The sequence below is a fragment of the Mycobacterium sp. 29Ha genome (assembly GCF_032883055.1).
GTDB classification, from domain to species: domain Bacteria; phylum Actinomycetota; class Actinomycetes; order Mycobacteriales; family Mycobacteriaceae; genus Mycobacterium; species Mycobacterium gallinarum.
Genome location: NZ_JAMQTI010000002.1, coordinates 364,447 through 386,950, shown reverse-complemented (window position 1 = coordinate 386,950; position 22,504 = coordinate 364,447). Strand labels below are relative to the sequence as shown.

The window sequence follows — 22,504 nt, the reverse complement described above, 5'->3', positions numbered from 1 at the left end:
TCTTGCGTCACCTCGTGAGGATTGTCGCCGCTGCGGTGCCGGGTGCGCCGTAGAGCTGGGCGAAGCCGACCTTCGGCTCGCCGGGTACCTGCCTGTCACCCGCCTCACCACGCAGCTGTCGTACCAATTCGTGGATCTGGCGCAGGCCCGACGCGCCGATTGGTTCGCCGTTGGCGATCAGCCCGCCGTCGGTGTTGATGGGTAGCGCGCCGCCGATCTCGGTGGCGCCGTCGGCCAGCAGCTTCTCCTGATCGCCGTCGGCGCAGAATCCGCACTCGGCCATATGGATGATCTCGGCTCCGGCATCGGTGTCCTGCAGCTGGATCACGTCGACGTCCTCCGGTGCCACACCGGCCTTTTCGAATGCGGATCTGGCGGCGTAGACGGTGGGTGCCACGTCCTCGGCGACCGGAGCGAACGTCGTGTTGACCTCATAGGCGCCGTACCGGCGAGTCCGCACCTCGACCGCCTTCAGGTACACGGGTTTCTCGCTGTACTTGTGCGCGATGTCGGCGCGGCACATCACCACGGCCGCTGCTCCCTCGTCGGGTGCGCAGAACATGTACTGCGTGAGGGGATAGTTCAGCATCGTCGAGTTGAGGATGTCCTCCTCGGCGATGGGCTTGCGCCGGAACGCGTTCGGGTTCAGCGCGCCGTTGCGGAAGTTCTTGGCGGCGACCTTGGCCAGCGTCTCGTGCGAGATGCCATGGTCGTGCAGATACTTGTTGGCCTTCATCCCGAAGAACTGCGTGGTGAGGTACTGGCCGTTTTCGGCGTACCAGCTCGGCATCCCCACCAGTGCCGGATCTTCGGTGAATGCCCCCCGGGGATGTTTGTCCAGACCGATCGCGATGCCGATGTCGTAGTCGCCGAGCCGGATTCCGTCGGCACAAGCCTTCGCGGCGCTCGCGGCCGTGGCGCACGCATTGAACACGTTGGTGAACGGAATGCCGGACAGTCCGACCATGCCGACGATGGCGTCGGGGTTGGCGACGGTCCAGCTGCCGCCGGTGGCGGCCTGGATGTCTTTCCAGTCGACGCCGGCATCGGCGACGGCGGCGAAGATCGCGTCGACGCCCATCTCCATGGCCGACTTGCCCTCGAAGCGGCCGAACGGGTGGATCCCGACACCGATGATGGCGACGTCGTTGGTCATGTGCGAGACCTTCCTCCCTAGTCGGGCCAATGGCCTATCCCAACTGTAACTCTTACAGTATCGTAGTCGGCGTGCCGCCGGTGATCGAACACAAGCCCACGTTCTGCCGGATATGCGAGCCGCTCTGCGGCATGGTCGCGACCGTTGAGGACGGCCGTCTCGTCGCGCTGCGGCCCGACAAGGAACATCCGCTGTCGGCGGGGTTCGCGTGCCAGAAGGGCATCGCCTTCACCGAGGTCCAGAACGACCCCGACCGTGTCACGACACCGCTGCGGCGCCGGCGGGCTGGAGCGGTGGGCCCCCCGCTTGCGTGGGGACGACCCGGGGATGACGGAAGCCCGAACGGATTCGAACCGGTCTCTTGGGACGAGGCGATGTCCGATATCGCGGCGCGGTTGTCGGCGGTTCTGCGGCGGCACGGTTCCGGCGGCGTCGGTTGGTACATGGGCAATCCCGGCGCGTTCAGCTACGCGCATACCTTCGCGGCACTGTTGTTCATCAAGGGTCTCGGACGGCACGGTCACTACTTCACCGCGTCGTCGCAGGACACCAACAGCAGATTGATCGCGAGCCAGTTGCTCTACGGCGTGCCGACGTCGGTCCCGATCCCCGATCTGACACGTACCGAACTCTTGGTGATGATGGGCGCCAATCCGGTTGTCTCCCACGGTAGTTTCCTGACCGCGCCCAGGATCAAAGACCGCATGCACGACATCGTCAAGCGCGGCGGCCGGGTCGTGGTCGTCGACCCGCGCCGTACCGAGACCGCCGTCGCCTTCGAATGGCTCGGCATCGTTCCCGACTCGGACTCCTTTCTGCTGCTGTCGTTGCTGCAGGTGATGTTCTCCGAGCACCTCGTCGACGTGGCCAGGGTGAGTCGGGACGCCGACGGCGTCGACTGGCTGCGATCGCTGAGCGCACCGTTCACGCCGGAGGCGACGGCCGCCCACACCGGTATCGATGCTGCGAGCGTCAAGGCGCTCGCCCGCGACCTCGTGCGGACGCCGCGCGCCGCGATCTACGGAAGACTCGGTACCTGCGTGGGCCGTTACGGCACGCTCACCACCTACCTGATCGATGCGGTCAACCTGGTCGCGGGAAATCTCGACGCGCCGGGCGGGTCGGTGTTCAGCTCGATGCAGACGGTGGGCCAGAGGTGGCAGAACACGTTGATGGGCGCCGTGATGCGACGGTCCCGACGCCGGAAACGCTCGCGCGTCAGCGGGATTCGCAGTGCGATTGGTTCCGAGCCGGCCGCGCTGATGGCCAAGGAGATCATGACGCCGGGCGACCGCCAGATCAAGGCGATGTTCGTGTCGGCGGGCAACCCTGTGCTGTCGGTGCCGAACGGCGATGAACTCGAGGCCGCGTTCGAAACACTGGAACTGTCGGTGGCGCTGGATTTCTATATCACCGAGACCACTGCGCGATGCGACTACATCCTTCCCGTCACCACCATGTACGAGCGTGACGACTTCCCCTACACCTTCCAGGCCTTTCAGGCCACGCCGTTCCGCCAGGCCACCGAGGCCGTGGTCGCACCCGCGGGTGAGTCGCGCCCGGAATGGGACATCGTCGACGACCTCGCACGTCGACTGGGGAGACAGGTACCGGCATTCGCGGCCTTCGGAGTTGCGCGGAAGGCGTTGAGTGCCTTAGGGACCGACCTCACGCCGCGACTCATGATGGATGCGCTTGTGCGAATGTCGGAGGGTGGTGACCGCTTCGGCCTGCGCCGTGGTGGGCTGACGTTGCGCAGGTTGACCGAACGGCACCCGCACGGCGTGGTGGTGGCCCCGCACATCCGCACCGGAGTGTTGCGCGACGCGGTCGGCTATCTGTCCAGACGCGTCCGGTTGGTCCATTCCGATATCGCCGACGAGGTCGCCAAGCTGACGCGCAGCGAGCATCCGCCGGGCTACCCGCTGCGAATGATCGGCATGCGAGAGCCACGCTCGGAGAACTCGTGGATGCACAACTCGCCGTTGTTGATGCGCGGCGAGCGTCGCCATCATGCGCTGATCCATGTCGACGACGCGGCGGAGCTGCAGATCGCGGACGGCGATGTCGTGCAGATCAGCTCGCCCTACGGCCAGATCACCGTGCCGGTCACCGCGACGAAGGACCTCATGGCCGGCGTCGTCGCCATTCCGCACGGCTGGGGTCACAAGGGCACCGGCGGCTGGCAGCTGGCCAACCGCGCCGGCGGGGCGAACGTGAACCGGTTGACTTCGAGTGAGCCCGAAGACGTCGAGTCGATGTCCGGAATGGCCTGGCTGACAGGCATACCCGTGCGCATCGAGCGCATTGACGCTGCGTCCACGGCTAAGCAAAGCGAGTGAGGACGTGCTCGGCGGCGCTGACGCGGACTCAACGTTGTCGTGAAACCGGCATATCACGGTCGATGGCGTCGTAACTTGAACCCCTGGGGGTTGAACAGCAGGGGCGAGGGGGCGTCGCTATGGCGATCACATCTGAACAAATCGAACTGGTTGCGCGTCGGGTGACTGACGCGCACCTGAAACCGCCCAACAAGGCCAGTCGCGACGTAGACGACCGAATGGCGCGAGAAGCAGCCGCTCCCGCGGTGTACCAGGCCAGCCGTGAGTTGATGGGCGCCATCGCGCACCATGTCGCCACCGACGAGGCGCTCGTCGACGTGAAGCACGCATCCGGTTACTCCACTGTGGGATTCAGAGGGACCAAAGCCAAGGTGCGCCTGCTTGCCGCAACCAACCGCCGGGTCTGGTTCAGCCGGCATGAGGACGGAACCGTTCAGGATTTGCAGGCCGTCGAATACCCGACCATGAACATCGAAAAGAAGCGAATATCTATTGGGTGGCCGAAGCTGGAGGGTACGACCATCGCGTGCGGTGGATCGACCGCAGAGTGGCTGACGGAATTGAAGTCGGGTCGTCACCAGCCGGCACCTTGGCTGCAGCCGGCAGCCTCATCGCAAGCGTCCCAAGGCGGGCCCGCCCCGAACTGGTACCCAGATCCGTATGGGCGTCACCAGCTGCGGTACTGGGACGGCGCCCGCTGGACCCCTCATGTCTCTACGAACGGGGTCAGCGCGCAGGACCCCGTCAGCCAATAGTCGAAGCCCTCCGACGATTCAGGCGATCGCGCCGGAGTCCTTGAGTGCCTCGATGCGGTCCCAGTCCAGCCCTAGTTCCATCAACACGATCTCGGTGTGCTCCGAGGCCTGCGGGGCGCGCGTCGTCTCAAGCGGCTCGTGGTTGAACTGCACGGGGCCGCGCACGACCTTGAACGGGGCGCCGCCGTCGCTGGCTTCCACCTCGACGATCATGTCGTTGGCGATCGCCTGCTCATCGGAGGCGAGGTCGATGAGGCTCTGGAACGGCGCCCACTGGCCCTTCATGGTCTTGAGGTGCTGACGCCAATATGCGAAGGGCTTGCTGCGGATCGCCTCGGCGATGAGTTGTACACCCGCTTCGGCGTTTTGGATCAGTGGCATGACGTCGCAGAAGCGTGGATCGTCCGCCAGCTCGGGCAGTCCGAGATGCTCGAACGCATCCCGGATGTATCCGGTCGGGCTGACGATGCACAGGTTGATCGTGCCGCCGTCAGACGTCAGGTAGTTCGCCATGAAGGGGTTGACCGACGCTGTGGTTCCCGGCATCAGCGAGCGCATCGTCTCGCCGGTTTCCATACCCTGAGTGACGCTGGCGCCGGCGGCCCACCACGCGGTGCTCAGCAACGACACGTCGAGTTCGACGGCTTCGCCTGTGCGCTCCCGATGGAACAGCGCCGCGGAGATGCCGCCCGCGATGTTCATTCCGCCGATGGAATCGCCGAACGCCGGAATGCCCTGTGGCAGTGCGCCGCCGATCTCCTCGGGTGTCAGGGCATGGCCCACACCGCTACGTGTCCAGAACGCGGTTCCGTCGAAACCGCCGGTATCGCGTTCGACTCCCTTGTCTCCGTACGCGCTGCCGCGCGCGTAGATGATGTTCGGGTTGGCGGCGCGGATGTGCTCGATGTCGAATTTGTTCTTCTGCCGTTGGGCGGGCATGTAATTGGTGAGGAAGACGTCCGCGGTCTTGGCGATCTCGTACAGGACTTCCTGACCGCCGGGAGTGGAGACGTCGATGCCGACGCTGCGCTTGCCGCGGTTGGGATGCTCGATCAGGGGATGGCGGTTGGGGTCGAGCTGGAACCCGCCCATGTTGATGAAGCCGCGCTGGGTGTCACCGCGCACCGGGTGCTCGACTTTGATCACGTCCGCGCCCCAGTCGGCGAGGATCGCCCCGGCGGCGGGAACGAACGTGAACTGCGCAACCTCGAGAACGCGAACGCCCTCCATTACCTTGATCAAGTCGACCTCTCTGCCCACACGTCGTCGTATTTACCTACTGTAGTGATCGCTGCGAAATCACTGATCGATCAGCGTTTGCGCGTGGTCGAGAATGCTCTCAAGGATGTAGTCGTAGTCGATGTCGTCGGCGAAGCCGATGTAGCGCTTGCCGTTCGAGCGCGGAGCGGGGAAGCCCTCGGTCTTGTCCTGGATGCGCTCCAGCACCGCCGACCCGCGAGTGTGGACGGAGATCGCGCCGTAAACGGCGATGGCCTGGCTCGCATCGAGTCCCGCCTCGATCAGCGCTCCGACGGGCTGCTCGATCTTCTGCAGTGCTCCACGTACGGCGCTGCCACCGAACTGGCTGCGAATGAGGACCAGGTCGCACAGGATCGGATGGTCGCGGAAGTGCTTGCGCATCGTATGTGCGTGGTCGCGAAGCGACGCACGCCAGTTGGAGGCGTCGATGGTTGGCACGGTGAACTCGAACCGCTCCAGCGCGCAATCTGTCATCGCGTCGAGTAGGTCGTCCTTGCGCCGGAAGTACCAGTAGATGCTCGTGACCCCGACGTCCAGATGCTTGGCCAGCATCGGCATGCTGAGGTTGTCGATCGACACCAGCGCGGCTACGTCAAAGGCTCCCTGCAGGATCTCGTCGGCACTGATCGAGCCGCGGTCTCGTCGCTTGCGAGTGTCTGCCTTCGCATTGGCGCCCACAACTCAACCAGCGGAGTTGAACGTGACGGGGAGGGCGGTCGGGGAGCGGAAGGGCTGCCCGTGAATGGTGGGGTTGTCGTCGGTGACCAGGTGAATGTCGGTCAGTCGATCGAGTAGGCATTCGACGGCGACGCGGGTCTCCATGCGGGCCAGATGCAGACCCATGCAGGTGTGTTCGCCGGCCGCAAACGATATGTGCGGCACGCGTTTACGGTGGATGTCGAACTCCTCCGACCGTTCCCAGCGGTGCTCGTCGCGGTTCGCCGATCCGATGCACACGTCGATCACCGCGCCGTGTGGAATGGTGACGCCCTCGAGCTCGGTCTCCTCGGTGGCGTAGCGCTGCACCGTGGTGAGCGGCGTCTCGTAGCGCAACCCCTCCTCGATCGCGGGCCCGATGAGATCGCGGTCGGCCTGCACCGCGCGGAACTGCTCGGGATGGGTCAGCAGGAGGAACAGCAGGTTGCCCGACGACCGGTAGGTGGTCTCGAGCCCGGCGGGCAGTAGCAGACGCAGGAAGGAATAGATGGCTTCGTCGGTGAGCTTTTCGCCGTCGATCTCGGCGGTCACCAGGTCGCCGATGATGTCCGGCGTCGGCTTGCGCCTGCGCAACTCGATCTGTTGCAGGAAATAGTCTTTCAGCGCTGTCGACGCTTCGAAGGCCCGCTTCCACTTGACGGTGTAGCTGATCAGTTCGACAGCGCGCTTGCGGAACCAGGGCAAGTCTTCTTCGGGAAGCCCCAACAGCTTCGAGATCACCCGGGTGGGGAACTCGAGGGTGAATTGCTTGACCAGGTCGGCGTGTCCGACATCGATGAACTCGTCGATCAACCCCTCGACGACCGGGCGGACGATCTCGGGTTCCCACCGCGACAGCGATCTCGTCTTGAAGGCTGCCGAGACCAGATTCCGGTGCTCCCAGTGCTTCTTGCCTTCCATCGCGAGGATCGTCGGCCCAATGAACAGGCCGATGGTGCTGTCGTAGATGTGCGAATTGAAGACCTTGCTGTCCCGGAACACCCGGTTGACCGCATCGAAAGACACTGCGGCATAGATGTTTTCGTGGAGCATCGACTCCGGCGTCTTGGACCAATCCATGACGCTGCCCTTGAAGACACCGAACTCCTGCCGCCGCCGCGCGAACAGGGGATACGGGTCACGGACGAGGTCAGCCGCCTCCTCGACCGTGACGTTGTGCACTGAGCTCTCCACGAATGCTCCAGCATCTCCGGGTTCGGGCTTGGTCCTGCGAACAGTACTGTAAATCTTACAGTAGACTATATCAGCTGGACAGGAGGCCCGGCTGTCACCGAAGTGACGAACCCGCCGTCGACGTGAATGTCCTGGCCTGCCGGGCAGCCCCGCCGTTCAGCGCATCGATGCGGGCAGGTTCACGCCTCGCCTTGCGGATCGCGCGCAACCGTACGAGCCGTCGACTACGGTGCCGATGATTCGCTGGCAAGCGTCGCTCATGCGCTCCCGCTGATTGCCTGCTCGCGGGCCCACCGGTAGTCGGCCTTGCCTGCTGGACTGCGCTCGATGACGGGCCGGAACACCACCGCCTTCGGCAGCTTGTAGCGCGCAATGGAATTCGAGGCATGCTCGATCAGTTCCTGGGCGTCAGCGCTGGCGCCGTCCAGCAGAGCCACGATCGCGACGACCTCCTGGCCCCACCGCTCGCTCGGCCGGCCTGAGACCACGACGTCGGCCACCGCGGGGTGCGATAGCAGCGCGGTCTCGACCTCTTCGACGAAGATCTTCTCGCCACCGGAGTTGACGGTCTGGGACTCGCGGCCCAGTAGTTCGATCCCACCGTCGGCGAGATGGCGTGCGCGATCACCGGGAATCGAGAACCGGACGCCGTCGATGACGGGGAATGTCTTGGCGGTCTTGGCTTCATCGCCCTTGTAACCCAGCGGCACAAACCCGCGCTGGGCCAGCCAGCCCATGCCGTCATGGCCCGGTTCCAGAATCGAGTCGAGTTCCTCGGATGCGACGAAGGTGTCCGGCCCCGCGTTGAACTTGCCCGTCGACACCGCACCGGGAGTGGACATATGACTCATCTGGATGCCGGTCTCCGAGGATCCGACACCGTCCATGACGATCAGGCCCGGCTTGACGTCGATCAGCCGCTGTTTGGCGGTCGGCGTCAGCAGCGCACCGCCGTTCGCGACCACGGCCATCGACGACAGATCAGCCGACGAACGTTCGATGGCGTCGGCGAGTGGCCGTGCCATCGCGTCGCCGACCACCTGCACCGCCAACACCTTTTCCTTCTCGACGGTCTGCACGACCTCATCGGCGTCGAACCGGCTCGGGTTGTCCGAGAACACGACCGTTTGCCCGGTGGTGAGCGCGGTCATCACACTCCACTGCGCGGCGCCGTGCATCAGCGGCGGGAGCGTGAAGATCTTTGTGCCCGGGTTCTCCTGGACGCGTTTGGCGATCTCGTCGTAGGACTGGGTCAGCTCGCCGGTCGCCATGTTGCGACCGCCGAACGACGTCATGAAGATGTCGTGCTGACGCCACAGCACGCCCTTGGGCATTCCGGTCGTACCGCCGGTGTACAGGACGTAGAGATCGTCCGGGGAGGGCTCGACCGGCGGCGGCTCCGACGAGCCCGACCTGACGATCGACTCGTAATCGACCGCGCCGTGGACCAGGTCGTTGCCCGAGTCGTCGGCGATCTGGATGAGGACGCGCAAGCGCGGCAGCGCACGCTTGACGTCAGCGACGCGTGGCGCGAACGTCGCGTGGTAGATCAGCGCGGTCGCACCGGAATCTTGGAGCAGGTACTGAAGCTCGGTCTTCACGTAGCGATAGTTCACATTGAACGGCGCGACCCTGGCCCGCCATGAACCGAGCATCGCCTCGACGTACTCGGGACCGTTGTAGGCGTAGATGCCCAAGAGGTCCTGGCCCACCTCGTGCCCGGCGAGCTCGGACCGTTCGGTCTTGGCTCCCAGCCCGCGGGAGTGCAGATACCTGGCAAGCCGGTTGGACCGTTCCAGGATCTGGGCGTATGTATACCGGCGGTTGCCCTGGACGACGAATTCGCGGTCACCGATCACCGCGGCGACGGCGTCGGCGGTGGCCGGGACGGTGAACTGCGGCGTGTCGGACATCATGCCTCTCATGGCTGGTGGGGGAGCAGGCGGAGCATCAGGCCGTTGGCTTCGCTGAGGACATTGCCGTCAGAGTCTGTCATCGTCGCGGTGACGAAGGCCTTCCGCCCATCAATCGAATCTATCCGACCGTGAGAAACAAGTGGTTGGTCTATCGGCGTGATCTTGCGGTAGTCGACGTGCAAATACGCGGTGCGACTGTTGGCGCGGCTGGCCGCGGAAACGATCATCCCGAAATGCCAGTCGTAGAACAGCGGTATCACGCCACCGTGCACGGCGTTGTTGCCGCCAACATGGAAGCGGCTGAAGTGGCCCGTCATCACCACACCGTCGGGCCCGAACTCCGTCATCGTCCATGGCGGCATCAGGGGATGCCCGAGACCCGGCAAGTGAGGTCCGCGCCCGGCAGGGGCGACACCCTGCGGTGCGCGGTGGACTTCCAGGCGCGTGCACAGTTCTTCGATCTGGCCGGCGGCGTCGGCCCACAGTTCCTGGTCCGGATCGGTCGACACGACGATGTCCTGCAGTCTCCGCATGGCGGTCATGAAACGGCCCAACTCGGGGCCGGTGTCGACGGGTTCGATCTCGGGGAAGGCCGTGCTCTGGTGGTCGGTGTCTGTCACGGCTGCTTCCATACCTCGATGAGTTTGTCGGTGGTGGTGATGGTCGCGAGCAGGGACAGCATGTTGTCGATGACCGTGTTCGCGTAGTCGGTGGGGATACCGGCGACTGCGTTGCGTGGCAGGACGACGCGATAGGCCTTGTTCACCGCGTCGAGGTTGGTGCCGCGACCGATACCGTGCCGCCGGCGCAACACGAGATCGGTTGCTATCGGGCCGAGTTCGGGCAACAGCTCGGCACCCGGCGCGCCCGGGGTGATGGCGATTTCGCTGCCCGAGCCGTCGCCGATCGCGAAGATCTTCGCGTTGTGATTGCCGCCGAGACCGTCGGGTCGGCGTTGCACGAGACAGTGCATGACCTTGACACCGGCGTCCCGCGCGGCCGGCATCATACGTTCGATGTTCGGCAGGGCCTCACGACGGGCTTCGTCTGCAAGGGCGGCCAGACCAATTCTCATACAGATGCGGGGACCTCGTAAAACTGCTGCGCCCACTTCCTCAGCGCCATATAGGGTTTGGCGTCGATTTTCGCCAGCGGCGGGTTCTCGATGTACTCCTGGTATCGCCAGATGTCGAGGTCCTCCCAGACCGTGCCGAGGAACTGCTTCTCGACGCGCTCGCGCACCTCGTCGGGCGGGATGTCGGAGGTCTCACCGTTCAGCTTGGGCCACCAGACCGAGTAGAACATCGTCGACAGCCCGTCCTCCACGGGGGTCACCGCGAAGATCAGACGATGATTCGACTGTCCCTCGAACACGCTGATCGCGCCTCCGAGCCCGAACATATGGCTGTGGATGTGCAGCGCCATCTTGTTCGGGTCGTCGCTGCGGGCATCCGGCCAGCCGGTGAGGAACTGCCACTGCTCGTCGACGATCTTCCACTCCAGGTTCACCGGTGTCACCGTCGCGCCGTGCACGTAATGGAAGTGCGAGCTGTCCGGACCGTTCTCGGCCACGATCTGCGGGTGCACCGGCTCGTTCTCGGCACGGCGTGAAAACTCCGGGTACGGGCGGTAATACGCCGACGGGTCGGTCTCGAACTGCGGGAACGAGGTGAAGATGTCGGGCATCTCCCACTGCGGCTCCTTGCCCTGAGGCTGATGCCAGACGAAGACGCAGCCGTGCTGCTCGTTGACGGGGTACACGCGAAGCTTGAGTGCGCGGTTGGGTCGGTCGGGTTGGTACGGGATATAGCGGTTGGTCCCGTCGGGACCCCATCGCCAGCCATGAAACGGGCACTCGACGCAGTCGCCGACCACCTTGCCGCCGTGTCCGATGTGCGCGCCGAGGTGTCTGCAGTGCGCCTGCATCACATGGAGTTGGCCGGAGTCGTCGCGATATGCGACGAGATCCTCGCCGAAGTATCGGAGGGGACGGACCTCGCCCCGCGGAAATTCGGCCGACCAGCCCACCATGAACCAGCCGGTGACCTTCCAGGTGAACGGGACCTTCACAGCGCCTCCTCTGCCGGCAAAGCGTAGCCAACGGAAGATATTACAGTAGAGGTTTCGACAGTTCGCGGCATCGAAGTGCGTGGGCGTCGTACGCCGTGTGTAACGGCATGGCGAGATTTCGGTCCTGGTCGCGCCGCGTGGTTACACGCGGCCCGAAACAAGCTGTCGGCTAGGGGCTTTGAACCCATACCGCGCGGGAGTTCTAGCCGATGCCCGGCACTTGCATTTCCGTCGACCTACGGTAGCGTAGGTTACGCAGCCGTAGGTATTGGAGAGCCTTGATGACGACAACCCAAAGTGCACTTCTCACCGAGCTGGAACCAGTGGTGGAGAGCAACCTGAACCGCCACCTGTCCTTGGCGAAGCCATGGAATCCGCATGACTACGTGCCGTGGAGCCGCGGTCGTGACTTCGCATTTCTGGGTGGAGAGGACTGGGTCCCGGAGGATTCGCCTCTCGACGACGTCGCCAAGGCGGCCATGGTCGTCAATCTGCTCACCGAGGACAACCTGCCGTCCTATCACCGCGAGATCGCGGTGCGCTTCGGGCCCGACGGGCCGTGGGGCCAGTGGGTAGGCCAGTGGACCGCCGAGGAGGCGCGGCACAGCATCGCTATCCGCGACTACCTCATCGTCACCCGCGGCGTCGATCCGGTGGCGCTCGAGGAAGGCCGCATGATCCACATGAAGGCCGGTTACGACTCGGGTGACAAGTCGATGCTGGAGGCCTTGGCCTACGTGTCGTTCCAGGAACTCGCGACGCGGATCAGCCATCGCAACACTGGCAAGGCGTCGGGCTGCCCTCTGGCAGAACAACTCCTGACCCGAGTGGCCACCGACGAGAACCTGCACATGGTCTTCTACCGAAACCTGGTCGACGCTGCCTTCGACATCGCGCCCAACGAGACGATGAAGGCGATCGCGCACGAGGTCATCCACTTCCAGATGCCCGGCAGCACCATGCCCGGATTCGCGGACAACGCTTTGGTGATCGCCAAGGCGGGCATCTATGACCTGCGTTCACATCTGGACGACGTCGTCCGGCCCGTCTTGCGGTTCTGGCGCGTGTTTGAACGCGACGATGTCGACGGCGAAGGGGCGCGTGCGCGCGACGAGATGGCGGCCTTCCTTGACCTCGTCGAGGACAAGGCGAGTCACTACGAGCGGCGACGTCAGGAGCGACTCGCGGGCGCAGGAGCGCCTGCCGGCGGCTGACCTCCTGCGCCAGTCGGCAGCAATCTGGGTCACCGACGCTGCTCACGCCTGATACTGTAATCGTTACAGTATCTCCCGTCGGAGCGAACACGAGGTGCCGACACGTGACCAAGCCCAGCCCCTCCCGATTCGATGCGATCGTCATCGGTGCCGGATTCTCCGGCTTGTACGCGCTGCATCGGTTGCGTCAACTCGGCGTACGGACGCGCGTGCTCGAGGCTGCCGAGGACGTCGGCGGGACGTGGCTGTTCAACCGGTATCCCGGTGCTCGATGCGACATCGAGAGCATCGAGTATTCCTACAGCTTCTCCGACGAGATCCAGCAGGAATGGGTGTGGTCCGAGACCATGCCTGCCCAGCCGGAAATCGAGGCCTACCTCCACTTCGTGGCCGACAAACTCGATCTGCGCCGCGATATCCGCTTCAACACCAAGGTCGTTGCGATGACCTTCGACGAGGCGGCGGGCGAATGGCTGGTCGAAACCGAGGCCGGTGAGTCGTTGGTCGCCTCGTTCGTGGTCGCCGCATCGGGCATCCTGTCGGTGCCGCTGGACCCCGACTTTCCCGGAATGGACACATTCACCGGGGCGTCGTTGTTCACCGGTCACTGGCCGAAGGACGGCTTCGACGTCTCAGGTAAGCGGGTCGGTGTCATCGGCACCGGCTCGACGGGCGTTCAGTTGATTCCCGTGGTCGCAAAGCAGGCCGAACACCTGACGGTGTTTCAGCGCTCACCGGCCTACACGCTGCCGTGGGAAGTGCGTCCGTTCGACGACGGGGAGCTCGACGAGCTGAAGGCCAACTACGCCGAGATCCGCGCCGCACAAAGGGAACACGCGGTCGGGGCAGCTCGGCTGAGCGCGTTCTCGGTGTTGTTCGACATGATGGCCAAGCCGCCGTTGAAGTCGGCCTCGCGGCAGGACCAGCTGCGTGCCATCGAGGAGGGCGGCGTGATGGGCGCGCTCAGTTGGGGCGACGTCTTCTTCGACATCGAAGCCAACCGAATGGCCGCGAAGCTCTACGGCGAGGCGGTCGCCCGCATCGTCAAGGATCCCGAGACCGCGGCCTCGCTGACGCCGAGCCATCCCTTCGGGTGCAAGCGACCGATCATCGACCAGGGCTACTACGAGACGTTCAACCGCGACAACGTGACGCTGGTCGACCTGCGCAAGGGGCCGATCGTCGAGATCACGCCGACGGGTATCCGTACCGAGCAGGGGCACCACGACCTCGATGTCATCGTCTACGCCACTGGGTTTGACGCGATGACGGGAGCGCTCACCCGGATCGATGTCCGGGGCCGCGACAGGTTGTCGTTGGCGGACTTCTGGACGTCTGAGGGGCCGTACACCTATCTCGGGATCGCCGTCGCGGGTTTCCCGAACCTGTTCATCGTGCAGGCGCCCGGAAGCCCCTCGGCGGCAACTAATTTCGTCGCAGCACTCGAGCAGCACGTCGAGTGGATCGGCGACTGCATTGGATATCTGCGCGACAACGGCTACCGCACCATCGAGGCGTTGCCGGATGCGCAGCGTGAATGGATCGAGCACACCACAGCGCTCGTGGCGCCGACGGTCCTGGTCGATCCGTCGTGCAACTCCTGGTACAACGGCGGCAACGTCCCCGGGAAGAAGCGGATGTACATGGGCTACACGGCGGGCATCCCGGAGTACCGCAGGCGGTGCGACGAGATCGCGGACGCCGGCTACTCGGGTTTCAAGCTCGCATGAGGGCGTCCGAGCGGGCCCGGCTCATCGGCCGCGATTTCGCCGGCGTGGTGCCCAGGGCACACGTCGCGGTGTCGACCTCGGCGGACTGGAAGCCGTTGTCGCAGCGCGGAGCCCGTCAACTCGGCGAGGTGGTGCTGGACGAACTCGCGCTGTCCGGAATGACCTTGACCGCGCCGCCGCCCAAACTGGAACGCACGATCGACGCCTGTGCCGCCGCGGCGCAGGCGCTGTCCGGCCGCACCGTGGCGGAGGCCAACGCGGATCCGGAACCGTTGCAGATCAAGTCCATTCGACGACGCCGAATCGGGCGACTGATCTATGAACAGATGACGTTCGATCACGATCCGCGGCTTGCGCAGGCGCTGGTGTCAGAGGGGTTCGGAGGTCCCGCGACCGCTGTCGTTCATCTTTGTCGGACCGGAGACGACAAGCGTCCCTGGCTCGTCTGGGTGCATGGTGCGGGTCAGGGGCAGCCGATCGACATGTTGTTCTCGCGGGCGCGTCGACTCCAGGAGAAGTTGGGTTTCAACATCGCGCTGCCGGTGCAGCCCGGCCACGGTGCCCGCCGTGACGCGTGGCCGACCTATCCCGACATGGATCCGCTGAACAATGTCGCGGGCATGATGCGGGTGGTGTCCGAGGTCCGCGCGCTGGTCCGGTGGTTGGGCCCCCAATCCAATGCGATCGCGGTGTCCGGTGTGTCCATGGGGAGTCCAGTGGCGGCGCTGGTCGCACATCTCGAGAAGGTCGACGGGGTAGCGGTTTACACGCCGATCTCCGGGCTCAACGGGATGATCGCTCAGCACCTCGGCCGGTGGGGACCGTCGGTGCGCGACACGATCGAGCTACTGCAGTCCGACAACGTGGCCGCGGTGGCCTCCGTCGTCGATCACTTGGATGTCGAGCCGACTCCGCCCCCGTCGCGCAGGCTCATCGTGGGCGCCTGGCACGACCGGATGGCGATGCGCGAACCCGCTCAGCGGTTGCACGCGCGGTGGGGTGGCGAGTTGTACTGGCACCCGGGAAGCCACGTCGGGCATCTGTTCGCAGGTGGGGTTCAGCAGGCCTCGGAGCGATTTCTCCGCGGAGTCAGCGAGTCGAGCCATACTCGCGAATGAACCGGTCGCGGACGTAGGCCAACTCGCGATCGAGATCGTAGCCATCGCCAATCAGAGTCCACAGGTACGCGGCGCCGAAGATCGCCGCGCTGAGGTCGCTTGTCGCACGGTCGATGTCGACGTCATCACGAACCGATCCGTCGTCAACTCCGCGTCGCAAACCGGCCTCGACTTTGTCGACTCCGCGCTGGAGCCAACGCTGAACGCGTTCGCGCAACGGCGAAGTACTCTTGACGCCCTCGAACGTGGCAACAAACATTGCGCGCAAGAAGGCCTGGTCTTCGGAGAACAGTCGTCGAACCCGGTCGAAGTGGCCGACCGCCTCCTGCAGGCCCGTGGCATTGGGATCGGCGTCCGGACTGAGCTGCTTGACGTAGTCGTGCAGAAAGAAGGCGTCGAGAATCGCGTCCTTACTGCCGTACCTAGCGTGGACCATGGCCCTGCTGTAACCCGCCCGGCGGCCAATCTCCGCGGCTGTCGTTGCCTCCCAGCCCTTTTCGACGATCAACTCGGCGGCTGCCTCGACCAGCCGGCGACTGGAGATCTCGACCCGTTCCGGCTGTGTCAGGCGACGAGTGGGTGACGGCACGCATTGCATATTAGACGATCGACAACTATGTTAGTTGCGTCTCGTCAAGTAAGTGGCAGAGGAACTCGATGAAGAGTGCGGGTGCGACCGACGTTCCGTTGGGGATCGACGCCGTGACACCGCAGTGGTTGACCGATGTGCTCGGTTCCGACGTGACGGGTGTCCGTGCCGAACAGATCGCGATGGACAGCGGCTTCTCGTCGCTGCTTTACCGCCTGACCCTGACCGGAGACAGCGTCCCGCCGACGTTGATCGCGAAACTCCCCGCACTCTCCGAAGCCCGTGGTGCGATGGATCTGATGGGTGGTTACCGCAGGGAGGTCGTCTTCTACCGAGACATCGCCGGTCGGGCGCCGATGAAGACCCCGGACGTGCACGTCGCCCGGATCGCCGACAATGGTGTCGACTTCGTGCTGTTGCTCGAGGATCTCGCCAGCTGGGACAACGCGGACCATCTGGCAGGCCTGTCTATGGACCGAGCGCGAACGTGTCTCGAGTCATTGGCGGGATTGCACGCGTGGTCCTCGCACCGGGCCAACAGACATGTGCTGCAGCAGTTTCCGAGTATGGACAATCCGATGATCCGCGAAGCCATGGTGCCGGCCTTTGGCTACGGATGGCAGTCGTACCTCGAGAAGAGCGATACTGCTCTGCCGTCAGAGCTCGCCGAGTTCTTCGAGCACTTTTCGGATCGCGCTCCGTCGGCGCTTTCCGCGTTGACCCAACACGACATGCTGATACATGGTGACATCCGGGCCGACAATTTGTTCTTCGACGGTGACGCACTCAAAGTGGTGGACTTCCAATTCGCGGCCCGCGGGTCCGGTGTCGCCGACGTGGCCTACCTGCTCACCCAGGGATTGCCGATCGAGGAGCGTACCGGTCAGGACGAGGCCCTGCTCCGTGAGTATTTAGGCCATCTGGCCGACAGCGGAGTCGATTACGGATTCGACGCCGCGTGGCGCGACTACCGGACCGCTGCGGTGTACCTGACATTGATGCCCGTCGTCGCACTACTGACCTGGGATATCGTGCCGGAACGGTCGCGCCGGCTCTGCCTCACACTCACCGATCGTGCGGTCGCCGCCATCGACGAGATCGACGCACTGGAGGTGTTCAAGTGACCCGTACGGCGCGCGAAGTGGTGGAGCTGTACAACCTCGTCGTCTGGAACGAACGCAGGTTCGACCTTGCTGAGGAACTCATGGGGGACAGCGTGATTCGTCATGATGTCGGCGAATCGACGACGCTGACTCACGAGCAGGCGGTTGCGCGCATCGTGGACCACTGGGCCATGTTCGAGACGATTCGTTTCGACCTCAACCTGGTGGTGGCGGGCGACGACGGCGAGCACGTCGCCATCGTCTACCAGTCGCCGATGGAACTGAAGGACGGCACCAGGACCGATGTCGGCAGTATGGAGATCTTCCGGGTAGTCGACGGTCGGATCGTCGAAGTGTGGAATTGCGGCTACAAGCAAGGAGTTTGGCAGTGACTGAACGCGTCTTGGATGAGCTCGGCTACTATCTGCTGGCCGGCGCTGGAGGTGAGGGTCCGGCAGGCCTGATGGACGAGGCGCGGCGGGGTGAGGAACTGGGTTTCGGCACTGGGTTCATCTCCGAGCGGTGGAACGTCAAGGAAGCCTGCTCATTGACCGGCGCCGCGTTGGCCGTCACCAACCGGATGCAGATCGCCACTGCCGCGACGAATCACAACACCCGGCACCCGCTGATCACCGGCTCCTACGCGACCACCATGCACCGACTGTCGAAAGGCCGCTTCACCCTGGGGATTGGCCGCGGTATCGCAGCGATGTACGGCGCCTTCGGGGTGCCGGCTGTCACGACCGCGCAGATGGAGGACTTCGCTCAGGTCATGCGGCGGCTCTGGCACGGTGAGCTCATCTTCAACCACGACGGACCAATCGGGAAGTATCAGTTGTTGTTCCTGGATCCGGACTTCAACGAGGACATCCGGCTGGCGATCGTGGCGTTCGGCCCCAAGACGTTGGCGCTGGGCGGGCGCGAGTTCGACGACGTCATTCTGCACACCTACTTCACGCCCGACACCCTGCAGCGCGCGGTGAAGACCGTCAAAGACGCTGCGGAGCAGGCGGGCCGCAACCCCGACGACGTGAGGGTGTGGTCGTGCTTTGCGACGGTCGGTGACCATCTGCCCGAAGAGCTCCGACTGAAGAAGACGGTGGCGAGGCTGGCCACCTATCTGCAGGGATACGGCGAACTGCTCATCAACACCAACGGTTGGGATCTTTCAGTGCTGCAACGCTTCAGGGACGACGAGGTGGTGCAGTCCATCGGCGGCGGCATCGACCACAAGGCGACTGCCGAGCAGATCGAACACATCGCCACGCTCATCCCCGATGAGTGGCTCGAGCCCTCTGCGACGGGATCGGCGCAGCAGTGTGTCGAGCGGATCCGCAAGGAATTCGACTACGGCGCCGATGCGGTGATCATGCACGGCGCCACTCCCGACGAACTCGAACCGATCGTCGCCGAATACCGTGCAACCGTGTGATTTCGGTGTAGCTGGTCGCGGTGAGCGCAACCAGCTACACCGAAATCGCAAAGAGCTAGGGCGTGATGACGGTGCGGCTCACCGGTTCTGCCGCGGCCTGCCTGCTGTAGAGCCCACGCTGCAGCGCCGAGAGCAACGCGTTGCGCGTCTCCTCCGGGCTGATGAGGTCGTCGAACCCGAGGTGGCCGGCCGAGCGGAAGGACGCCTCGACTTCTGCCTTGCGCAGCTTGGCTTCCATATCCTCGGCGGCGTGGGAGGCCTTGCTCAGGGCGGCCGCGCTCATCGCGCCCATCGTCGCACCCGGGTAGGCGAACGTCGCGCTCTGGTTGTCGAAGCCAAGCAGCGACATCACCATCGACCCGAATCCGTAGGCCTTGCGCAGGGTTACATGCAGCTTCAGCGTGGTGGCCGCGGTCTGGGCGGCGAACATCCGGGCACCGCTGCGCAGCACGCCGCTGTTCTCGGATCGGCTGCCCGGCAACATTCCCGGGTTGTCCGCGAGGAACACGATGGGCAGGTGGAAAGAGTCGGCGACATTGATGAAATGCGCTGCCTTGTCGGCGGCGTCGGCGTCGATCGATCCGGCGATCACCTTCGGCTGATTGGCGATGACGGCGACGGGATGACCGCCGAGATGGGCCAGCGCACAGATCATCGCCTGCCCGAATTTCGGCTGCACCTCGAACCAACCGCGGTCGTCGAACACCACGTCGAGCACGGCACGCATGTCGTAGATGCGCCGGTTGCCACGCGGGACGATGTCGAGCAGTTCCGGCGTCGAGCGCGGTTCGCTCACCTCGTCCTCGGGCAGTGACGCCGGATACGACCACGCGCTCGACGGGAAGTACGACAGATAGCGACGGATGTCGTCGAGGACCGCCTGATCGTCCTCAGCGAGGTTGTGGATCACCCCGCTGGCGAGTGCCACCGACGGGCCTCCCAGATCTTCTTTCGAAATGTCCTCGCCCGTCGACTCTTTCACGACCGGCGGGCCGGCGGTGAAGATCGCGCCCTGGTTGCTCATGATGGTCCAGTCGCACACCGGCGCCACCAGTGCACCATGGCCCGCCGACGGGCCGAGCAGCCCTCCGACCATCGGCACCTTGCCGGAACATTGCGCCTGAGCGAGCAAATCGGTTGGGGTGCGGCCATAGTGCTCGCCGCTGGGCCGGAAGCCCGCGCCCTCCAGAAGCATCACCAACGGGATCCGGTCCCGCAGCGCCAACTCCGCAAGCCGATAGCGCTTCGCGTTACCGCCGGGGCCGATGCTGCCCGCCAGCGTGGTGAAGTCCTCCGCGCCGACCATCACCGGCGAGCCGTTGACGAGGCCCGAACCGGCCACAATCCCGTCAGCTGCGATCTCACCGCCCACCAGCGTGCCGAACTCCCGGAAGCTGCCCTTGTCGAGGAGGTGGTCCAGCCGCGCACGGGCATCCAGCTTGCCCTTGCCGTGATGCTTGGCCAGCCGCTCCGGGCCACCCATCGCGCGCGACCGCTCACGCCGAAGATCGAGGTCTTCGAGCGTCTCCTTCCAACCCTGCTCGTTCGTCATGCGCTCTTCCTGTCGTTGAAAGGCGATCGTCGCACCGGCATGTTCACGTTGACCATACTGAATTGCTTACTGTAGCGTCTGCGGGCATGGGTAGCGGCGCCGGCCTCAAGGTCGACGGCGGTGTGTTCAGCCAGCTCCATGCCGTGGTCGACGCGGCGGTGACCCTGGAACGGCGGGGCTATGACGGCTGCTGGACCGCCGAGGTCAACCATGACCCGTTCCTGCCGCTGACGCTCGCCGCCGAGCACACCGAGACGATCGAACTGGGCACCAGCATCGCTGTCGCGTTCGCCCGGAACCCGATGACCGTCGCCAACGTCGGCTGGGATCTGCAGGAGTACTCCGCGGGTCGGCTGAACCTCGGTCTCGGCTCGCAGATCCAGCCGCACATCGAGAAGCGCTTTTCCATGCCGTGGAGCCGGCCGGTGCCGCGGATGCGGGAGTTCGTGCTGGCGTTACACGAAATCTGGGCGTGCTGGCACAACGGCTCGAAGTTGCGGTTCGAGGGCGACTTCTACACACACAAGATCATGACGCCGATGTTCGTGCCGGAGCCGCACCAGTACGGCGTCCCGAAGGTGTTCATCGCCGCAGTCGGTGAGGCGATGACGGAGATGACGGGCGAAGTCGCCGACGGGGTTCTCGCGCACGCCTTTACGACCAAGCGGTATTTCGAGGAGGTGACCATTCCGGCGCTGATGCGGGGGATGGCCAAGTCGGGCCGGGTGCGCGACGACTTCCAGGTGTCGGCTCCGCTGTTCGTCGTCACCGGTTCCGACGAGTCCGAGTTGGGCGCCGCCGCCCTGGGCACCCGCAAGCAGATAGCCTTCTACGGTTCGACACCCGCGTACAAGAAGGTGCTCGATCTGCACGGCTGGGGAGCGTTGCACGACGAGTTGCACGGCCTTTCGCTGAAGGGCGACTGGGACGGTATGGGTGCCCTGATCGACGACGAGATTCTCGAAGCCTTCGCGGTCGTCGCGCCAATCGACAAGCTGGCGGCCAAGATTCGCGACCGTTGCGACGGTCTGATCGACCGCGTCATGGTGGGCTTTCCCCGTACGACTTCGGAATCAACAATCTCGGCGGTATTGACAGAGCTGCGCGCGCCGACTGCACAGTGAGGAACCGGCTATGGCCACCCGGATCATGGATGAAGCCGCGAAGGTGTTCGCGACCCCGCGGGCGTACACCGACGAGACCAAGCTGCACGCCGCACTGACGCATCTGCGCGCGAACGCTCCTGTGTCATGGGTAGACGTACCGGACTACCGGCCGTTCTGGGCGATCACCAAGCACGCCGACATCATGGCGATCGAACGGGCGAACACATTGTTCACCAACTCGCCGCGTCCCGTGCTGACCACCGCTGCCGGCGATGATCAGCAGGCTGCAATCGGGGTCAAAACCCTGATTCATCACGATGATCCGGAGCACCGCGCCATCCGGGCCATCGGAGCCGACTGGTTCCGGCCGAAAGCCATGCGTGCGCTGAAGGTGCGCATCGACGAGCTCGCCAAGCGCTATGTCGACCAGATGGTTGCGGCGGGACCGGAATGCGATTTCGTCCAAGAAGTCGCGGTGAATTATCCGCTCTACGTGATCATGTCGATGCTCGGCATTCCCGAATCCGACTTTCCGCAGATGTTGAAGTACACACAGGAGCTGTTCGGAACCGACGACGAGGAGATGCAGCGTAGTTCGTCCATCGAGGAATCCATGGGTGTGCTGCTCGAGATGTTCGCCTACTTCAACGAATTGACCGCGGCGCGTCGCGCGACGCCTACCGAGGATCTGGCCTCAGCGATCGCGAACGCCACGATCGACGGTGAACCGCTGTCCGACATCGATACCGTGTCCTACTACCTGATCATCGCGACCGCCGGTCACGACACCACCAGCGCCGTGATCTCAGGCGGACTTCACGCGCTGATCGACCATCCAGATCAGTTGCAGCGCCTACGCGACAACATGGATCTCATGCCGTTGGCCACCGAGGAAATGATTCGCTGGGTCACGCCGGTCAAGGAGTTCATGCGCACCGCGCAGCAAGACACCGAGGTGCGCGGTGTCCCTATCGCGGCAGGGGAGTCGGTACTGCTGTCGTATGTCTCGTCGAATCGCGATGAAGACGTTTTCGACGAACCGTTCGCATTCGACGTGGGACGTGAGCCGAACAAGCACAACGCATTCGGCTACGGCGTGCACTTCTGTCTGGGCGCGGCGCTGGCCCGGATGGAGGTCAACAGCTTCTTCTCCGAGCTGGTACCCCGGCTGGACTCGATAGAACTGACCGGCGATCCTGCGTATACCGCAACGGTCTTCGTCGGCGGTCCCAAACACCTGCCGATCCGCTACTCGCTCAAATGATCTGAGC

General features: G+C 64.4%; 20 protein-coding genes. 10 read left to right on the top strand and 10 right to left on the bottom strand.

Going from position 1 to position 22,504, the window contains the following annotated elements; all coding sequences use genetic code 11:
- Positions 1 to 7 precede the first annotated feature (7 nt).
- Positions 8 to 1,156, bottom strand: coding sequence for a thiolase family protein (locus tag M1248_RS04460; RefSeq protein ID WP_317147653.1), 1,149 nt, complete (start codon positions 1,154 to 1,156; stop codon positions 8 to 10).
- 29 nt (positions 1,157 to 1,185) lie between these two features.
- On the opposite strand from M1248_RS04460, the gene M1248_RS04455 reads away from it, so the two are divergent.
- Positions 1,186 to 3,498, top strand: coding sequence for a molybdopterin-dependent oxidoreductase (locus M1248_RS04455; protein ID WP_317147652.1), 2,313 nt, complete (start codon positions 1,186 to 1,188; stop codon positions 3,496 to 3,498).
- A 119-nt stretch (positions 3,499 to 3,617) separates the two neighbouring features.
- Positions 3,618 to 4,253, top strand: a complete 636-nt coding sequence (locus M1248_RS04450; RefSeq protein ID WP_317147651.1) for a DUF2510 domain-containing protein — start codon at positions 3,618 to 3,620, stop codon at positions 4,251 to 4,253.
- 18 nt (positions 4,254 to 4,271) lie between these two features.
- Here M1248_RS04450 and M1248_RS04445 read toward each other — a convergent pair whose 3' ends face one another.
- From M1248_RS04445 to M1248_RS04415, 7 genes are all read right to left on the bottom strand, one after another.
- A complete protein-coding gene (locus M1248_RS04445) occupies positions 4,272 to 5,483 on the bottom strand; it encodes a CaiB/BaiF CoA transferase family protein (protein ID WP_317147685.1) in 1,212 nt (403 codons plus the stop codon).
- Between the two features lie 69 nt (positions 5,484 to 5,552).
- On the bottom strand, positions 5,553 to 6,191 hold the full coding sequence (locus M1248_RS04440) for a TetR/AcrR family transcriptional regulator (protein WP_317147650.1): 639 nt from the start codon (positions 6,189 to 6,191) through the stop codon (positions 5,553 to 5,555).
- 3 nt (positions 6,192 to 6,194) lie between these two features.
- Complete coding sequence (locus M1248_RS04435) at positions 6,195 to 7,403, bottom strand: cytochrome P450 (protein WP_317147649.1); 1,209 nt, start codon at positions 7,401 to 7,403, stop codon at positions 6,195 to 6,197.
- A gap of 257 nt (positions 7,404 to 7,660) precedes the next feature.
- Positions 7,661 to 9,316 carry an acyl-CoA synthetase gene (locus tag M1248_RS04430; RefSeq protein WP_317147648.1) on the bottom strand — a complete coding sequence of 552 codons (1,656 nt, stop codon included), beginning with the start codon at positions 9,314 to 9,316 and terminating at the stop codon, positions 7,661 to 7,663.
- Between the two features lie 8 nt (positions 9,317 to 9,324).
- Positions 9,325 to 9,939: a PaaI family thioesterase gene (locus M1248_RS04425; protein ID WP_232076060.1), complete on the bottom strand. Its 615-nt coding sequence runs from the start codon at positions 9,937 to 9,939 to the stop codon at positions 9,325 to 9,327.
- The gene (locus M1248_RS04420; protein ID WP_317147647.1) at positions 9,936 to 10,394 is read right to left on the bottom strand and encodes an isochorismatase family protein; all 459 of its coding nucleotides are present in this window, start codon (positions 10,392 to 10,394) and stop codon (positions 9,936 to 9,938) included. Before M1248_RS04420 ends, M1248_RS04425 begins: the two co-directional genes overlap by 4 nt.
- On the bottom strand, positions 10,391 to 11,389 hold the full coding sequence (locus tag M1248_RS04415) for an aromatic ring-hydroxylating oxygenase subunit alpha (RefSeq protein ID WP_317147646.1): 999 nt from the start codon (positions 11,387 to 11,389) through the stop codon (positions 10,391 to 10,393). Before M1248_RS04415 ends, M1248_RS04420 begins: the two co-directional genes overlap by 4 nt.
- 281 nt (positions 11,390 to 11,670) lie before the next feature.
- Here M1248_RS04415 and M1248_RS04410 point away from each other — a divergent pair, with 281 nt between their 5' ends.
- The 3 genes from M1248_RS04410 (at position 11,671) to M1248_RS04400 (ending at position 15,451) form a co-directional block, all read left to right on the top strand.
- Positions 11,671 to 12,603, top strand: a complete 933-nt coding sequence (locus tag M1248_RS04410; protein ID WP_163725483.1) for an acyl-ACP desaturase — start codon at positions 11,671 to 11,673, stop codon at positions 12,601 to 12,603.
- Positions 12,604 to 12,707: 104 nt separating this feature from the next.
- Positions 12,708 to 14,333: an NAD(P)/FAD-dependent oxidoreductase gene (locus M1248_RS04405; protein WP_317147645.1), complete on the top strand. Its 1,626-nt coding sequence runs from the start codon at positions 12,708 to 12,710 to the stop codon at positions 14,331 to 14,333.
- On the top strand, positions 14,330 to 15,451 hold the full coding sequence (locus M1248_RS04400) for an alpha/beta hydrolase (protein ID WP_317147644.1): 1,122 nt from the start codon (positions 14,330 to 14,332) through the stop codon (positions 15,449 to 15,451). The genes M1248_RS04405 and M1248_RS04400 overlap by 4 nt, the downstream gene beginning before the upstream one ends.
- Here M1248_RS04400 and M1248_RS04395 read toward each other — a convergent pair.
- Positions 15,423 to 16,049, bottom strand: a complete 627-nt coding sequence (locus M1248_RS04395; protein WP_317147643.1) for a TetR/AcrR family transcriptional regulator — start codon at positions 16,047 to 16,049, stop codon at positions 15,423 to 15,425. The genes M1248_RS04400 and M1248_RS04395 overlap by 29 nt on opposite strands.
- Positions 16,050 to 16,108: 59 nt before the next feature.
- On the opposite strand from M1248_RS04395, the gene M1248_RS04390 reads away from it, so the two are divergent.
- The 3 genes from M1248_RS04390 to M1248_RS04380 are packed head-to-tail and all read left to right on the top strand — an operon-like array spanning position 16,109 to position 18,575.
- Positions 16,109 to 17,164, top strand: a complete 1,056-nt coding sequence (locus M1248_RS04390) for a phosphotransferase (RefSeq protein ID WP_317147642.1) — start codon at positions 16,109 to 16,111, stop codon at positions 17,162 to 17,164.
- Positions 17,161 to 17,535, top strand: a complete 375-nt coding sequence (locus tag M1248_RS04385) for a nuclear transport factor 2 family protein (protein WP_317147641.1) — start codon at positions 17,161 to 17,163, stop codon at positions 17,533 to 17,535. The genes M1248_RS04390 and M1248_RS04385 overlap by 4 nt, the downstream gene beginning before the upstream one ends.
- On the top strand, positions 17,532 to 18,575 hold the full coding sequence (locus M1248_RS04380) for a TIGR03857 family LLM class F420-dependent oxidoreductase (RefSeq protein WP_317147640.1): 1,044 nt from the start codon (positions 17,532 to 17,534) through the stop codon (positions 18,573 to 18,575). Before M1248_RS04385 ends, M1248_RS04380 begins: the two co-directional genes overlap by 4 nt.
- 55 nt (positions 18,576 to 18,630) lie before the next feature.
- Here the strand turns inward: M1248_RS04380 and M1248_RS04375 are convergent, their stop codons facing one another.
- Positions 18,631 to 20,127 (bottom strand): acyl-CoA carboxylase subunit beta, encoded by a 1,497-nt coding sequence (locus tag M1248_RS04375; protein WP_317147639.1) that lies wholly within the window; start codon positions 20,125 to 20,127, stop codon positions 18,631 to 18,633.
- Positions 20,128 to 20,213: 86 nt separating this feature from the next.
- Between M1248_RS04375 and M1248_RS04370 the strand changes: the two genes are divergently transcribed.
- Positions 20,214 to 21,251, top strand: a complete 1,038-nt coding sequence (locus tag M1248_RS04370) for an LLM class F420-dependent oxidoreductase (protein WP_317147638.1) — start codon at positions 20,214 to 20,216, stop codon at positions 21,249 to 21,251.
- Between the two features lie 25 nt (positions 21,252 to 21,276).
- Positions 21,277 to 22,497 carry a cytochrome P450 gene (locus tag M1248_RS04365; protein WP_317147684.1) on the top strand — a complete coding sequence of 407 codons (1,221 nt, stop codon included), beginning with the start codon at positions 21,277 to 21,279 and terminating at the stop codon, positions 22,495 to 22,497.
- Positions 22,498 to 22,504: the final 7 nt, after the last annotated feature.